Annotated in this window: 14 protein-coding genes; 7 read left to right on the top strand and 7 right to left on the bottom strand. The window is 32.7% G+C overall.

Translation table 11 applies throughout. From position 1 onward, the window contains the following. Window positions 1-37 precede the first annotated feature (37 nt). Window positions 38-2,212 (bottom strand): endonuclease MutS2, encoded by a 2,175-nt coding sequence (locus JJQ60_RS06730; protein WP_201917980.1) that lies wholly within the window; start codon window positions 2,210-2,212, stop codon window positions 38-40. Between the two features lie 88 nt (window positions 2,213-2,300). Between JJQ60_RS06730 and JJQ60_RS06725 the strand changes: the two genes are divergently transcribed. Further along, entirely contained in the window at window positions 2,301-2,966 is a 666-nt protein-coding gene (locus tag JJQ60_RS06725) for a uracil-DNA glycosylase (RefSeq protein WP_201917979.1), read from the top strand. Window positions 2,967-2,971: 5 nt separating this feature from the next. Here the strand turns inward: JJQ60_RS06725 and JJQ60_RS06720 are convergent, their stop codons facing one another. The 6 genes from JJQ60_RS06720 to JJQ60_RS06695 form a co-directional block, all read right to left on the bottom strand. Beyond that, window positions 2,972-3,145, bottom strand: a complete 174-nt coding sequence (locus JJQ60_RS06720) for a hypothetical protein (protein ID WP_201917978.1) — start codon at window positions 3,143-3,145, stop codon at window positions 2,972-2,974. A gap of 307 nt (window positions 3,146-3,452) precedes the next feature. Beyond that, entirely contained in the window at window positions 3,453-4,304 is an 852-nt protein-coding gene (locus tag JJQ60_RS06715; RefSeq protein ID WP_201917977.1) for a substrate-binding domain-containing protein, read from the bottom strand. A gap of 384 nt (window positions 4,305-4,688) precedes the next feature. Continuing rightward, window positions 4,689-5,567: a nucleoside phosphorylase gene (locus tag JJQ60_RS06710; RefSeq protein ID WP_201917975.1), complete on the bottom strand. Its 879-nt coding sequence runs from the start codon at window positions 5,565-5,567 to the stop codon at window positions 4,689-4,691. A 1-nt stretch (window position 5,568) separates the two neighbouring features. Beyond that, window positions 5,569-6,507 (bottom strand): DUF1835 domain-containing protein, encoded by a 939-nt coding sequence (locus tag JJQ60_RS06705; protein WP_201917973.1) that lies wholly within the window; start codon window positions 6,505-6,507, stop codon window positions 5,569-5,571. A 14-nt stretch (window positions 6,508-6,521) separates the two neighbouring features. Continuing rightward, the gene (locus JJQ60_RS06700) at window positions 6,522-6,851 is read right to left on the bottom strand and encodes a translation initiation factor (RefSeq protein WP_201917971.1); all 330 of its coding nucleotides are present in this window, start codon (window positions 6,849-6,851) and stop codon (window positions 6,522-6,524) included. 9 nt (window positions 6,852-6,860) lie between these two features. After that, window positions 6,861-7,811 (bottom strand): isopenicillin N synthase family dioxygenase, encoded by a 951-nt coding sequence (locus tag JJQ60_RS06695; protein WP_201917969.1) that lies wholly within the window; start codon window positions 7,809-7,811, stop codon window positions 6,861-6,863. Between the two features lie 254 nt (window positions 7,812-8,065). On the opposite strand from JJQ60_RS06695, the gene JJQ60_RS06690 reads away from it, so the two are divergent. The 6 genes from JJQ60_RS06690 (at window position 8,066) to JJQ60_RS06665 (ending at window position 16,463) form a co-directional block, all read left to right on the top strand. Continuing rightward, window positions 8,066-10,072 (top strand): alpha-ketoacid dehydrogenase subunit alpha/beta, encoded by a 2,007-nt coding sequence (locus tag JJQ60_RS06690; protein ID WP_201917967.1) that lies wholly within the window; start codon window positions 8,066-8,068, stop codon window positions 10,070-10,072. Between the two features lie 254 nt (window positions 10,073-10,326). Beyond that, on the top strand, window positions 10,327-11,325 hold the full coding sequence (locus tag JJQ60_RS06685) for an SDR family oxidoreductase (RefSeq protein WP_201917966.1): 999 nt from the start codon (window positions 10,327-10,329) through the stop codon (window positions 11,323-11,325). Window positions 11,326-11,359: 34 nt separating this feature from the next. Continuing rightward, window positions 11,360-12,640, top strand: coding sequence for a nucleotide sugar dehydrogenase (locus JJQ60_RS06680; RefSeq protein WP_201917949.1), 1,281 nt, complete (start codon window positions 11,360-11,362; stop codon window positions 12,638-12,640). A 42-nt stretch (window positions 12,641-12,682) separates the two neighbouring features. Continuing rightward, on the top strand, window positions 12,683-14,203 hold the full coding sequence (locus JJQ60_RS06675) for a lipopolysaccharide biosynthesis protein (RefSeq protein WP_201917945.1): 1,521 nt from the start codon (window positions 12,683-12,685) through the stop codon (window positions 14,201-14,203). Window positions 14,204-14,214: 11 nt separating this feature from the next. Next, the gene (locus tag JJQ60_RS06670; RefSeq protein ID WP_201917943.1) at window positions 14,215-15,486 is read left to right on the top strand and encodes a hypothetical protein; all 1,272 of its coding nucleotides are present in this window, start codon (window positions 14,215-14,217) and stop codon (window positions 15,484-15,486) included. A gap of 11 nt (window positions 15,487-15,497) precedes the next feature. Next, window positions 15,498-16,463 (top strand): polysaccharide pyruvyl transferase family protein, encoded by a 966-nt coding sequence (locus tag JJQ60_RS06665; RefSeq protein ID WP_201917941.1) that lies wholly within the window; start codon window positions 15,498-15,500, stop codon window positions 16,461-16,463. The last annotated feature ends 4 nt before the right edge of the window (window positions 16,464-16,467 follow it).

Genomic DNA, 16,467 nt, shown 5'->3' with positions numbered 1-16,467 from the left:
TTTAACAAGCCTAAATGATCATAGCTAGGTATAGTATTTAACTCTTTTTTCGTTCAACAAATTCAAGTTGATCAAGTGCAACATTTGTTGTGAAAATTCCATAATTAACTACAGCTTTTCCTTTTTCGATAGTGTCAATAGTTCCTGTAGATTTGCCATCAATCATCCGCACTTTATCACCTATTTTTAATACAACTTTTGGTTTTTCCTGTATTGCTTTTTCTTCTTTCTTTTTTTCTTCTTTCTTCTTCTCTCGAATGATTTCTACCTTTTTTTCAACTTCCTTAACTATCTTCTGCTCTTTGACTTTTTCGACTTTTCTTTGTTTTGCAGATTGTTTTTTTCGCTTAGAATTTTCTATCTGTACAATCTTCATAAATTCATCGATCAATTCGCGTTTTCTTTTGTTATTAAAATACTTCTCGCTTAGATCATCAACTTTTTGTCCTAAATAGATCATTCTTTGATTACTATCGTATAACTCCTGATAGCTTTCTAATTTACGTTGAATGCGATTATTTGTTTTTTCGAGACGTTCTTTTTCTTCTTCGGCCTTTTGTTCTTTAGTCTTTAGAGAAGATGTTGTTTTTTGTAATTTTGATCGCTCTTTCTGAAGGTTGGCTATACTTTTATCAAAGCGAATTTTACCACGTTCGACTTTTTTCTTTGCTTTATTGATTAAGCTATACGGGATACCATTTTTTTGTGCCACTTCAAATGTAAAAGAGCTTCCTGCTTCACCTAGGTGTAATTTGAATAGAGGTTCTAAAGTTCTGGCATCAAAAAGCATGTTAGCATTGGTCATATTAGGTAACTCATTGGCTAACATTTTTAGGTTTGCATAATGGGTGGTGATAATTCCGTAAGACTCACGTTCATAAAATACTTCAAGGAATGCTTCGGCCAATGCTCCTCCGAGTTCTGGATCACTACCCGTACCAAACTCATCGATTAGAAACAAAGTTTTGTCATTACATTTGCGTAAGAAATAATTCATGTTTTTTAAACGATAGCTATAGGTACTTAAGTGATTTTCTATAGATTGATTATCTCCAATATCTGTTAAAATCGTATTGAATAAACACATTCGGCTATACTCATGAACAGGAATTAACATTCCACTTTGTAGCATGATTTGTAATAGACCAATGGTTTTTAGAGTGATACTTTTACCTCCTGCATTCGGACCTGAGATCACAATAATTCTATTGTTTTTATCAAGAGATATGGTTTGCGGATACGTTTTTTCTCCTTTGGATTTATTAGTTAAATATAACAAAGGATGATATGCGTCTTTAAGCGTTAATTCTCTATTTGCTGAAATTTTTGGTAAAACAGCGTTTAATTTATATGCATATTTTGATTTTGCAGAAACTACATCAACATTACTCAAATATTCTTGATATTGCTGCAAAAGCTCAATAAACGGACGTAGTTTATTTGTAAGTTCTTTTAGTATTTTTACGATCTCTTCTCGTTCTTCATACTTTAAATTAGCAAGCTCTCTACTGTATTGCAATGTTGCTTCAGGTTCTATATAAACGATGCTCCCTGTTTTTGAACTACCCATGATAGCACCCTTTACTTTACGACGATACATGGCAGCAACTGCTAAAACCCTACGATTGTCGACAACACTTTCTTTGATCTCGTCAAGATAACCGAGACTGTTATATCTCGATAGATCCTTTCCAAAACTTCCATTTAGTTTTCCTTGAACACTATTAATTTCTCGTCTTAACCCTTGTAGTGTTGCAGATGCATTGTCTTTTACGTCACCAAATTTATCTATTATAGCTTCAATTTGAGTGATAATCTCTTTAGTGAAATGTACTTTGGTTGAAGTTTGGTATAAAACGGGATAAAGTTCTTTGTTCGTTCTGAAAAAAGCTAATAAATCATTACATGTGCTACTTATTGCGACTATTTTTTTAAAGTTAGTCCCTTCCAAAAAAGTATTTTCAATTTGTAATAACTGTATTTCTTTATTTATGTTTTCAAAACCATGATTTGGGATCTTGGCATCGTTTAACCGAGAAGATTTATATTCAAAAACTTCTTGTAACGCTATATTGAGTCGTTCCTTGGTATCAAAAGGAGTAATCTGTAATGCTTTTGATTTACCATAATCGGTATTGCATAATTCTGCAATATGAGCGAGTATGGCATCAAATTCAAGGTCATCTAGTGTTTTTTTAGAAATGCGAATCATACTTTTTTTTACCCTATTTTTGGGTTATATTCCATCAAATTTTGAACGAAACAAAAGTACATAATTACTGTAATTTTTTATTACCTATATGAATGTAAATATTGAACCAAGTTGGAAAGAACAACTTAATGATGAATTTAGTAAGCCATATTTTTCTGATTTGGTTGATTTTGTAAAAGGAGAGTATACAAATACTACTTGTTACCCTAAAGGGGCGGAAATTTTTTCGGCATTCGATTTTTGCGGTTTTAATGATGTTAAGGTTGTAATTATTGGTCAGGACCCCTATCATGGTGTCGGTCAGGCAAATGGATTGTGTTTTTCTGTTAATGATGGTGTGCCTATGCCACCGTCTTTGATTAATATTTTTAAAGAAATTGAGGATGATTTAGCTATTAATTTTCCTTCTAATGGTAATTTAAAGCGGTGGGCTAAACAAGGTGTTTTATTATTAAATGCTACTTTGACTGTTAGAGCTCATCAAGCTGGATCTCATCAAAATAAAGGATGGGAAAAATTTACAGATGCGGTCATCAAAGCCGTGTCTGATAAAAAAGAAAATGTAGTGTTTTTATTATGGGGTGGTTTTGCAAAGAAAAAGGGTGCAAAAATAGATAGAACTAAGCACTGCGTATTAACTAGTGGTCATCCTTCGCCGTTAAGTGCTAATAGGGGGTATTGGTTTGGTAATAAGCATTTTAGTAAAGCAAATGCATACCTGTCTAAAAACGAAGAATCTATAATAAGCTGGTAATACGATTAGGCAGCGTTTGGGATTTCTTCTGTCTTAGATTTATTGTTTGATACAGGATTGATTCTAACTTTGTTGGCTTTAGACTTCTTTTTATCTGTATTTACAGATTGCATGCTAAACTTTAGTAGGATAAAATTGAAGGCAACAAGACCTGCCAATATAAGGATGAATGTTAACATAATAGATTTGTTATTCGTTAGTTAATTATTAGATGCACTTAAATTAAAATGGTTGCTTGTGTGATAATAATTAATTAATTTGTGGGGTAGGGTGGTGCAAATGTACAAAAATATTTTAATTATGTATCTAACTGTTTATTAGCTATTTAATAATTAAACATTTGTTATAAAATTATTAAAACAACAAACAATAATATTTAATTTATATTAATTTAATGCATATTCTTTAATACATAACGAATAAGTTTTAAGATACCCTACCCCTAAAACGGTAAAATCTCATTTTTAATTATGCCAATAAAGTTGTTTATATTTCGAAAATTAGATTTTCTGGCGGAAGTTTGTTATCAATAATACTTAATTGATGTAATTGATTTTGTACTCTGTTGAGTACATCATTTTCTATTAGAGATTGACTCCATTCCGTTTGTATCAGCCATTTCTGAATATCTTCAAGTTTTTGATCATATCTGTGAGCTAAAGTTTTGTCTATACTTGGTGTTTGTTTAAAATCTGAAGTGGTGGTATTAATGATATTCATAATTGTACGAACTTCTTCTCGTTTCGATTCTAGTGTTTCATTTCGTACAGCAATAACAAAGCAGGGCCAAGGAGTTGGGCAATCTGCAATATGCCTAAAAGTACCATTGTCAACTAATGGTTTTGTAGTAAAATGCTCCCACATAAAATAATCGCCTTTTCCATTTGTTAATGCTTCTACAGCACCATTAAGGTTTTTTACTACTTCAAATTTTAAGCTAGTTGTATCCCATCCTTGATTTTTTGCATTAACATATGCCATTAAATGTGATCCCGATCCATATCGACTTATGGCGGCAGATGTGTTTTCTAATTCTTCAAGCGAAGTAAAGTTTGAATTTGCGCCTACATGAATTCCCCAAATAAGTGGGGTTTGAATATAGGTTTGAATAATTTTACTTGGATTTCCTGCTATAATATCTTTTATAATTCCCTCTGTAAGTATCACGGCCATATCGATGGCGCCACTTCGTAAGGCTTCACACATTGCACCTGTTCCTCCGGGAAAATCAATCCAGTCAAGTTCTATACCATTTTTTGAATAGCTTTCATCTTCTATGGTAAGATGCCAGGGTAAATTGAAATGTTCAGGGACTCCTCCTATTTTAATCGTGCTCATATGTGTTAAATGTTAATAATTTGTGTATTTCGTCGATTATTATTGTTTTTTAACGATAAATTTGATTTGTTTTACATATATTTGAAATATAATTCTTCTAAAGAAGATATATTTGTTTCAGTAATAACCCAAAATAAAACAATATTGCTATGAAAAAGAATTTTTTGAACACTAAAAGTACTTATGTTAAAGTTGCAAAATTAAAAAATGATCGTTTAGAAAATGGAATAGTTGTTTTTATTGGCGTGTTATTGTGCACAAACCTATTGATAAGCTTAAAAATATTATTTGGATAGTATTTTTATTGAAAATTTTAAAAGATATTTTCTTAATATATTAGTGTGATTGGATGGATGAATTTCCATCCTTTTTTATTTCAATATTTTAGGTATTGTAAGTATTTATTTTATCTAGAGAATATTGTATTAAACGATTAACTACTGCTTTAGGGTTTTGACTAAATTCCCCGGTACTTCTATTGGCTAAAATTGCATTCATTGATATAGCGCTATGTCCTAAAAGTTTTGCCATTCCATAAATACCTGCCGTTTCCATTTCGAGGTTCGTAATTCTGTTATTTTCAAACTCAAAAGAACCCATTTTGGTATTTAAATCTTTATCCTGTAATGGTAATCTTAGTACTCTTCCTTGGGGACCATAAAAACCAACATTAGTTACGGTAACACCTTTGTGAGTTATTTCACTTTGCATATGTTTGGCTAATTTTTGATCACTTTCTACAACGTATGGAGTGGATTTATTTGTGTCCCAATCCAGATGTTTTATCAATGCATTTGATATTTTTTGAAATTGTATATGCTTACTGTTATAAAAATGAAGTAAGCTGTCAAAACCTATAGCCATTTCTGAAACTACAAAACTATCAATAGGAATGTTTGGTTGTATTGCTCCAGAGGTTCCTATTCTAATAATTTGTAATGCTGTATGTTCTTTTTTAGTTTCTCGAGTCTTTAAATTAATATTTACTAACGCATCTAATTCGTTAAACACAATGTCAATATTATCAGTACCAATACCTGTAGAAATTACGGTTATTCTCTGACCTTTGTAAGATCCTGTTTGTGTATGAAACTCGCGCTTTTTGATCTTATATTCAATATGATCAAAATGTTGTGTTACTTGTTCAACCCGATCTGGATCCCCAACTGTAATGATTGTTCGGGCAAGGTGTTCGGGTTTAAGATTAAGATGGTAGATACTACCATCTGGATTAAGAATGAGTTCTGATTTGGCTATAGCCATATTATAGTTTTAATAAAGTGTGAGTTTCGTCATTATATAAATAGTCGTACTTTTTAACTCCTCCATAATGCCAATCTAATTTTTGAGTGTTATAAAAGTTCTTTTTATGTGCTAAAGCAAGTTTTCCTCGTTCTGATAACTGAAGACGGTCTTTGGTTTGATCCAGAAATTGAAATAGCCTAGCCAGAACACGCTTCATTTGCATGTCTCCATACCCATAATATCCTTGATACTCTAAGGCATATCCCATGAGTTGCCTTATGTTTTTTATTTGGTATTTATCGACCATTTCCAGGATGTTGTGTTCTAAAACATTAAGCCCGGTAAGCATATTTGGGAAACGTTGTAGGTGTGCTCTAAGGCTAATTGCCAAGTACTCAAAAGAAGAATTTTTCTTAATCTGTCCGGCTATTTTTTTGGGATTAGATTCGCAATATAAGGTCCAGATATATTCTGCAAGTTCTAGATCATCAATTGTTAGTAGGACTTTGTTTTCGTAATGTTTTTTTAATTGAATATCGGATAACTCACATAGGCCCATTAGTTTTTTTTCATGCGCAATCCTTCCACTACAAACCAGATATATTGGGACGTCTTCTATTCCTTTGCGAAGCAGTAAACTGATGACAGCAATCATATTGATTTGACAAAAAAGATCATACTCAAACCATAAAATAACTTCACTAAAATCGTTTAAATTATCTAGCTTTTTGAGTTGCGAAATGAACTTTTCTTCATAATCATCGGTAGTGATCCTGTAATATTTTTCTAAAAATATTTTACGTTTTTGTATCGAACTTTTAGTTTCTATTTTGATTTCGGTTGGTCCTTCACACAACATTTCGCGCCATGTTAAGAACTCTCCTTCAACTAGTTTTAGATCTTTTAACCTAAGAGTAAGACTGTCACCATTGGTAATATGTAATGTGTTTTTCCCCAAAATATAATTTGTTACTATCCTCCGACACGTTTTACTTTAAATCCTTTTTCTTTTAGAATATCCATAATTTGATTGCGATAATCTCCTTGAATTATAATGCTGTCATTTTTAAAGCTTCCGCCAACGCTTAAACGAGTTTTTAACTCTTTCGCAAGTTTTTTGAAATCTTCATCCGCACCGGTATATCCTTCTAATATTGTGATCGGTTTTCCTTTTCTTTTTTCATATTTACATATGATCGGATCTTCCTGCATCCAAATTCCTTCTTCAACATTATTTTCTACTGGATCCTCTTCTGGCACATGATCAGGAAAGAGGTTCTTTAACTGGTCTTGTAAATCCATAATACAATTTTATTTCTTGATCAATCCGATTTCGACTAATCTCTGATGCAAGAACTCTCCAGCCGTAATATCATCATATTGTTTTGGATTATCATCGGTGATACATTCTTTAAGGCAGTTTAACTTCATATCACTTCTAGGGTGCATAAAGAAAGGGATAGAGTATCGTGGTTTGCCCCATTGTTCTTTAGGAGGGTTTATAACTCGGTGTATCGTAGATCTTAATTTATTGTTGGTGTGGCGCTCTAACATGTCCCCTACATTAATCACTAATTCGTCTTCTTGTGGTATTGCGTCGATCCATTCTCCATCTTTTCGTTGTACTTGAAGTCCACCAGTAGAAGCTCCCATTAATAAGGTGATTAAGTTGATATCACCATGAGCTCCGGCACGAACTGCACCTTTAGGTTCTTCGGTAATTGGTGGGTAATGGATTGGACGTAAAATACTATTTCCATTACTTGCCCAATGATCAAAATAATGTTCATCCAGTCCTATGTATATAGCAAGCGCTCTAAGCACATAGATTCCTGTTTTTTCGAGCATTCTGTAGGTTTCCATACCGACTTCATTGAAATCTGAAAGTTCATCAACAATCACATTTTCAGGATATTCTTCAATTAAATTAGCATTAGGATCGGGTTCTTGTCCAAAATGCCAGAACTCTTTAAGATCCCCTTCTTTTTTGCCTTTGGCATGTTCTTTACCAAACGAAGTATACCCGCGTTGTCCACCTAATCCTTCAATTTCATATTTTTCTTTTGTATCTACAGGAAGCGCAAAAAATGATTTTACTTCTTTATATAGATTTTTAACAAGCTCATCACTTAAAAAATGATTCTTTAAGGCTACAAATCCTATCTCCTCATAGGCTTTGCCTATTTCATCAACAAATTTTTGTTTACGAGATGGCTCATCAGATAAAAAATCAGCCAAATCTACACTTGGAATATTATTCATTGGTTTTAATCTTAATATTGAAGAACTAAAATAGGTGTATTTGATGTAAAACACAGTATAGTCATTCAAAAATTTTAACAATTACTGAATATTGATCAAATTCGTTATTTCTGAATTCCTGATCATAAAAACATGGTAAATTTAATTAATTCGTAGGATTGTTTAGGAGAAATTAACAACTACTTAATAATAATGTGAACGAGGTAAGGCTTCTGAAATAAAAATAATTAAATTTACGTAGCTAATTTTCTTTTATGGAGAACATTTCAAAGGAAAAATCACAATTTGATTTTGATAGAAAAACATATAGCAATGATCTACTTATTTCGCTATACCAAAAAATGCTTACCCCTAGGTTGATTGAAGAAAAAATGTTGGTATTGCTCAGGCAAGGAAAGATATCGAAGTGGTTTAGTGGTATTGGTCAAGAAGCTATATCGGTGGGAGTAACCTCTGCTTTAAATGATGATGAATATATATTGCCTATGCATCGTAATCTCGGAGTTTTTACTACTCGTAAAGTACCATTGTATAGGTTGTTTAGTCAGTGGCAAGGTAAAGCAAATGGATTTACTAATGGTAGAGATCGATCTTTTCATTTTGGAACACAAGAATATAAAATCATAGGAATGATCTCGCACTTAGGACCTCAAATGGGTGTGGCTTGTGGTATTGCTTTAGGTAATCTTTTACATAAAAATAATAAGATAACTGCGGTTTTTACAGGAGAAGGTGGTACTAGTGAAGGAGACTTTCATGAAGCTTTAAATGTTGCTTCTGTTTGGAGTCTACCGGTGCTGTTTTGTATAGAAAATAATGGGTATGGTTTGTCTACACCTACTAAAGAGCAGTATAACTGTAAAAACTTGGCCGATCGCGGTATAGGTTATGGAATAGAATCACATATTATTGATGGTAACAATATATTGGAAGTATATCATGCTGTAAACCAACTCGCTGATAGTGTAAGAAGAAATCCTCGCCCTGTTCTTATTGAATTTAAGACGTTTAGAATGAGAGGTCATGAAGAGGCTAGTGGTACCAAATACGTTCCCGAAGAATTAATAACACATTGGGCAACAAAAGATCCGATTGAGAATTTTAAAACCTATCTAATTAATCAAGAGGTGATTTCTGAAGATATAGATGAAGAAAAAAAATCGGTTCTAAAGTCTGAAATTGATACACATTGGAATAAAGCCAATGAAGAATCATTGGTAGATGTTGATTTGCAAAAAGAGTTAGATGATGTATACAAAGACTTTGACTATAAAAAAATAAAGTCAAGTGCTGCAATTAAAGAATTAAGGCTGGTTGATGCTATCTCTGATGGATTGAATGAAGCCATGAAAAAATATGATAATCTTGTTATTATGGGGCAAGATATTGCAGAATATGGAGGGGTGTTCAAAATAACTGAAGGTTTTGTAGAAGCTTTCGGGAAAGATCGTGTTCGAAACACTCCAATTTGCGAATCAGCAATAGTATCTACGGGATATGGTTTGTCGATTAATGGTTTTAAGGCCGTGATTGAAATGCAATTTTCAGATTTCGTTTCATCAGGATTTAATCCAATTGTGAATCTATTAGCAAAATCAAACTATCGCTGGGGACAATCCTCTGATGTTGTAATACGCATGCCATGTGGTGCCGGTGTAGGAGCAGGTCCCTTTCATAGTCAAACTAATGAGGCTTGGTTTACCAAAACTCCAGGTCTTAAGGTTGTTTATCCAGCTTTTCCATATGATGCAAAAGGATTATTGGCTACAGCAATAGAAGACCCAAATCCGGTGTTGTTTTTTGAACATAAAGCTTTGTACAGAAGTATTAGACAAGAAGTGCCTGAAGGATATTATAATCTTCCTTTTGGTAAAGCTTCTTTGTTAAAAGAAGGAAATGATGTTACTATTATTAGCTATGGAGCAGGAGTGCATTGGGTATTAGAAGTATTAGATAGAAACCCTGGAGTCTCTGCAGATTTTATTGATTTAAGAACATTGCAACCTTTAGATACAGATACATTATATACATCAGTAAAAAAGACAGGAAAAGCTATTGTTTTACAGGAGGATACGTTATTTGGCGGAATAGCATCAGATATTTCTGCTTTGTTGATGGAAAACTGTTTTACCTTTCTTGATGCTCCTGTTAAACGCGTTGCAAGCCAGGACACTCCAATTCCTTTTGAACCTAATCTTGAGAACCAATTTTTAGCTAAAAATAGATTTGAAGAAGAATTGTTCGATTTGTTAAAATTTTAACGTTATTCAGTACTGAAAACGTTATAGTTAATAAAATTAGATTTTTATGTAAGTGTCTGTTTTTTAAGGGTTTGTGTTTTTATTATAGATAAAGTGAAGCTTTTATGGGTTAACAGAACATTATGAATTGTAAATAGGGGTAAAATCCCCTTTATTTAATGTTGTATGTTCTATTAGTAAATCTTAATTTCGCGCAGTCTTAGATAATATCTTAGGCTTTGGGGATTAAAAAACAGGGAGTTAAATTACTATTCATGAATGTTAAACAACAAGAACACCTTCGTTCTTCTAAAATATTAGTTACCGGTGCAGCCGGATTTATAGGATCTAATCTTTGCGAAGCACTTTTAGAAATTGGGAGTACCGTAGTAGCATTAGATAATTTTGCAACTGGACATAAAAAAAATCTTTCTAACCTATTAGAAAATCCAAACTTCACTTTCATTGAAGGCGATATTAGAAACCTTGATGATTGTAACAAAGCGTGCAATGATGCAGATTATGTATTACATCAAGCGGCTTTGGGTTCAGTGCCGAGGTCCATTAATGATCCAATAACAAGTAATGACGTTAATGTTTCAGGGTTTCTTAATATGCTTGTCGCAGCAAGAGATGCTGGCGTAAAGCGTTTTATTTATGCCGCAAGTTCTTCAACTTATGGTGATTCTAAATCACTGCCTAAAGTAGAAGAAAAAATAGGGAAACCTCTATCTCCTTATGCAATCACTAAGTATGTAAATGAATTATATGCCGATAATTTCAAAAAATCTTATGACCTGGATACTATAGGTTTGCGTTATTTTAATGTTTTTGGAAGAAAACAAGATCCTAATGGCGCCTACGCAGCGGTGATTCCTAAATTTGTAATGCAATTTATGAAGCATGAATCTCCGGTTATTAATGGAGATGGTACATTTTCAAGAGATTTTACATATATAGATAATGTGATCCAGATGAATCTTTTATCTATAGTTTCTGAAAACCAAGAAGCTCTTAATACTGTATATAATACAGCATTTGGAGAGAGAACAACATTGGTTGAATTGACAACACTGCTTAAAGAATATTTGTCAGAATTTGATCAACAAATAGGGAATTTAGAAGTTAAATATGGCCCTGAGCGAAAAGGAGATGTTCCGCATTCGCTGGCTTCGATTGATAAAGCTAAAAATTTACTTGGGTATGATCCTAAGTTTGATATGAAATCAGGTTTAAAAGAAGCTGTAAAATGGTATTGGGAAAACCTAAAATAACTCTAAACCTTTTAAAAATAAATAAACAACCACCATGCACGATATTAAAATTGCAGTTATTGGATTAGGATATGTAGGACTGCCTTTGGCCAGGTTATTTGCCACAAAATACCCTGTAATTGGTTTTGATATTAATCAAAAGAGAATTGAAGAATTACGCTCAGGTATAGATGCTACACTAGAACTAGAAAATGAACTGTTGCAATCTGTGTTACGCGATACTACCGATATAGATAAAGGGCTTTTTTGTTCTAATGAAATAGAGGATATTAGAGATTGTAATTATTATATAATTACTGTGCCAACGCCAGTAGATAAAAATAATAAGCCAGACCTAACACCATTATATAAATCAAGTGAAACTGTTGGTAAAGTTCTAAAAATGGGGGATATAGTGGTCTATGAATCTACAGTTTATCCAGGAGTTACAGAAGAAGAGTGCGTACCGGTATTAGAAAAGATAAGTGGTTTACGATTTAATGAAGATTTCTTTGCTGGATATTCGCCAGAGCGTATTAATCCAGGTGATAAAAAACATACTGTAGAAAAAATTCTTAAAGTTACGGCAGGATCTACACCCGAGATCGGAAAGAAAGTCGACGCGCTGTATAAATCTGTAATATCTGCAGGAACGCATTTAGCGCCAACGATAAAAGTAGCCGAAGCAGCAAAAGTTATTGAAAACTCCCAGAGAGATATAAATATTGCTTTTGTAAATGAATTGGCTAAGATTTTTAATTTAATGGAAATTGATACCAATGATGTTTTAGAAGCAGCAGGAACAAAATGGAATTTTCTTCCTTTTAAACCAGGTCTTGTTGGTGGGCATTGTATAGGTGTAGACCCTTACTATCTGGCACAACGTGCACAAGAGTTTGGGTATCATCCAGAGATTATTCTTGCAGGGAGAAGGCTTAATGATAGTATGGGGCAATATGTAGCATCTGAAGTTATTAAGCTTATGGTGGGAAATGATATACGTATTAAAGGAGCTAATGTTTTAGTACTTGGGATTACGTTTAAAGAAAACTGCCCTGATGTACGTAACACAAGAGCAGTAGATGTTATTAATCATTTATCTGATTTTGGAACAGAGATTACCATTTATGATCCATGGGCAAATCCAAAAGAAGTTATACATGAGTATAATCTAACTACCATACAAGAATTACCAAATCGAAAATATGATGCCATAGTATTAACAGTAGCGCATAATGAATATATTAATCTTGATCTTCATTCCTTTTTAGTACCTAACGGTATTTTATATGATGTAAAAGGGATATTGAAAGAAAAGGTTGATGGGAGATTGTAATTTTTAGTATTAGACTTAAAACCAATAAAAAAACCAACCACTTTGAGCCAATTAAAAAAAGGAGCTGTTTTAAATTACACTACGATCATTCTTATCAATATTGTAGGACTGGTCTTAACTCCTTTTATTCTTAAGAGTTTAGGAAAAGATGAATATGGTATTTATATCACTATAGGAGCATTAATTGGTACGATATCTTTACTGGATTTTGGACTTAATAATACTATTGTTCGCTTTGTAGCCAAATACAGGGCCGAAAAAGATAGAAAAGGAGAAGAAAATTTTTTAGCAACAACGATGCTAATTTACTTAGTAATATCGGTATTAGTACTTATCGTTGGAATTACATTTTACTTTTATATTGATTCGTATTTCACAAAATTAAATGCTCAAGAGATTCAATTAGCAAAAATCTTGTTCATTATTTTGATTGCTAATCTTGCATTTAGATTACCAGGGGGTGCTTTTACCGCAATTTGTTCTGGATATGAACAGTTTGTTTTTCCTAAAACCTTAAATATTGTACGATATGTATTGCGATCGCTAACTGTAGTATGTATTTTACTTTTAGGAGGTAGAGCAATGGCGTTGGTGATTATCGATACTGTTTTTAATGTATTTGTAGTAGCCATTACGGGATATTATGTATTCAAAAAATTAAAGGTAAGATTCAAACTTCATAGTTTTAATAAAGGCTTTATCAAGGAGATACTAGAATACTCCGTTTGGATTTTTGTATTTGCTTTAGTTGGAGTTTTTCAATGGAAAGTAGGACATTGGGTTTTAGGAAGGATTAGTGCTCCCGCTGTATTGTCTATTTATGGAATTGGAATTACACTCGGAACATACTACGGAGCTTTCTCTACTGCGATATCTAGTGTTTTTCTACCCAAAGCTACACAAATGTCTGTTGGAAATGCTACTGGAGAACAGCTAACAGATATGATGATAAAAATCGGAAGATTATCTTTTATTGTATTAATGTATATATTAACTGCATTCACGCTATTTGGAAGACAATTTGTATTTCTATGGGTAGGAGGTGAGCTTGGTGATCAAGGAAGCTATGAATCATGGCTTATTGCCTTAGCAATTATGGTTGCATATACTTTACCATTAGTACAGGGCTTCGGAAATTCAATATTAGAAGCAAAAAATAAGCTAGCTTTTAAAGCAACACTGTATTTAGCATTTTTGATTTTAGGAACCATATTAGGTGCGTTCTTAGCAAAATCATACGGAGCTGTAGGTATGATGTTAGGATCAGTAGCAGGTTGGATAATAGTTCAAAATGTTATGAATTTTTATTATCACAAAGTAATTCATCTAAACATTTTGAGATTTTTTAAAGAATTAGGAAATAAAACTATTATTACGGTAATTATCTTACTGGCAATAGGATATGTAATTGATCATATACCAGGAGATGGATGGTTTAATTTCGTTCTAAAGGGGAGTACGTATACCGTTATTTTTGCTGTTCTGATGTATTTTATCGGGATGTTAGATTATGAGAAAGAATTGTTTACTAAACCTATTGCTGCGGTATTAAAGCGAAAATAATTGATAACGGAATGATTAAACTTCAGAAAATAACATACGCAGAAGATGGTAACAGGATCAACTATGAGTATTCTGTAGAACAACACATCCAGAAGTTTTTTGATAACGGTCAACTGTATTATGTAAAATATGGTGTTGATGTTAGTGAAGTGCCCGATAGTATAGCCGTTATTCCATTTTTATCTAATATCATGCCGATAGCATGGTTTGTTGGGTTTGATGTACATGTGCAGGAAGTAGATGAAACCTTTTATAATTCATTATCCAGCTTAAAAGAAGAATTTAATAAATACCATCCGGATAAAAAATTCAAAGGAAACTTACAAGCAGAAAAACTAGTTCAAAATACCATTGAGGGAGAAGAAAATTGTCTTTTATTTAGTGGTGGATTAGATTCTTTTGAGTCGTATACCAGAAATTATGATCTAGACCCGTATCTGGTTTCTATTCATGGAGCCGATGTCGAAATTACTGATACCAAACGTTGGGAAGATTTTGTGCGTTATAATTCCGAAGAAAAAATAGTAAACAATGATAAGTTGTTTTATATAGAATCTAACTTAAGAGATTTCTATACCTATCAGGTTGAGTTGTTAGTTGATATAGGATGGTGGGGTAAAATTCAACATGGTATGGCACTTTTAGGAGTGATTGCACCTCTTGGATACCACTTAGGGATACATAAAATTTTTATAGGCTCCTCAAATACCGAAGAAATTGATTTTGGTTGGGGTTCTAGCCCAAATATTGATGAAAAAATGAAATGGGCAAATAGTATGGTTGTTCATGATGGATACCATCTAAGACGAACAGATAAAATTGATAATATCGTTTCATACTCACAACAAAACGATATTCATATTAATTTAAGAGTTTGTTATTCTGAGCATAGAGATGGGTACAATTGTAATGTTTGTGCAAAATGTCAGCGCACTATGTTCGGTTTTATTTTATCAGGCGCAAATCCTAATAATTTTGGCTTTCGTGTTCCTGATAATTTGTATGAATTAATATTTAGAAACTTTGGACCTAATAGTTCAATGACCGAAGGTTTAAAATATGAATGGAAATGTCTGCAAAAAAAGGCTATAGAGAGTACTGATTTTTTTGTGTTGCAGGATAAAAACATAGAACAAAAAGAAATTGAAAAGTTTATGACACTTGATCTGGATCAAATCATTAATCAAAAATCCGGAAGTAGAAAAACAAAGCAAAAATTAAGATTTATAATACGAAATAAATTCCCTTGGTTAAGAGAATTATATAGAAAAATACGATACTAAAAAACGAAACTATGAAACACGGCCTATTGACTTATGAAGAAGGTAAAAAAAGTTATAACGTAGGAGACTATGTGCAAAGTTTGGCTGCCAAACAATTTTTACCAAAAGTTGATGAATTCTTAAATCGTGAAGAATTAGGTGATTATACAGGTGATTTGGCAAAATTGATTATGAATGGGTGGTTTACACATAATATTCATAATTGGGTTCCTTCAGAGAAGATAGATCCATTATTTGTGTCTTTTCACATGAATTCTACTGCAGCACCTTTTATGTTAACAGAAAAAGGTATAGCCTATCTTAAGAAATATCAGCCCATAGGTTGTAGAGATAAGTATACTGCTCAAATATTACAAGAAAAAGGGATTGATGCTTATTTTACCGGATGTCTTACCCTAACACTTGATAATTATAAAGTTGATGATAGCCAGCGTAATGATGAAATTTACATTGTAGATCCTTTTTATAATTATCCGAATACCGAAAAATTGTTTTTCTCATATAAAAGCTTAATTCGAGGAGTTTTAAAGGGAGATGCATTTCAACTTAATAAATTACAGAAACACCTTAAAAAAATAGTTTCAAAAGAAGTATTAGAAAAAGCAAACTACGTTACTCAGGTGTTACCATCTGGAATACATTCTGAAGAAGAAAAGTTTGCTTATGCCGAAGATTGCTTAAAAAAATATGCCAAAGCAAAATTAGTCATAACTTCTAGAATTCATTGTGCATTACCCTGTTTGGCAATGGGTACGCCAGTTATTTTTCTCAATGCCTTCAACACTTTTGTAGATACATGCCGTTTTGATGGGATTTTAGAATTATTTAATAGAGTCGATGTTGCTGATGATGGTAGTTTTAAAGCGAATTTTGACCTGCCGGATAAAATAACTCTAGATACTATGGTGACCAATCTTGGGCTACATCACAAATTGGCAGAGCCATTAAAAGAAAAATGTAAAGATTTTATTGGCTAAAACG

Source organism: Aquimarina mytili (assembly GCF_016735115.1).
GTDB classification, from domain to species: Bacteria; Bacteroidota; Bacteroidia; order Flavobacteriales; family Flavobacteriaceae; genus Aquimarina; species Aquimarina mytili.
This window is presented reverse-complemented; position numbering and strand designations above follow the sequence as displayed.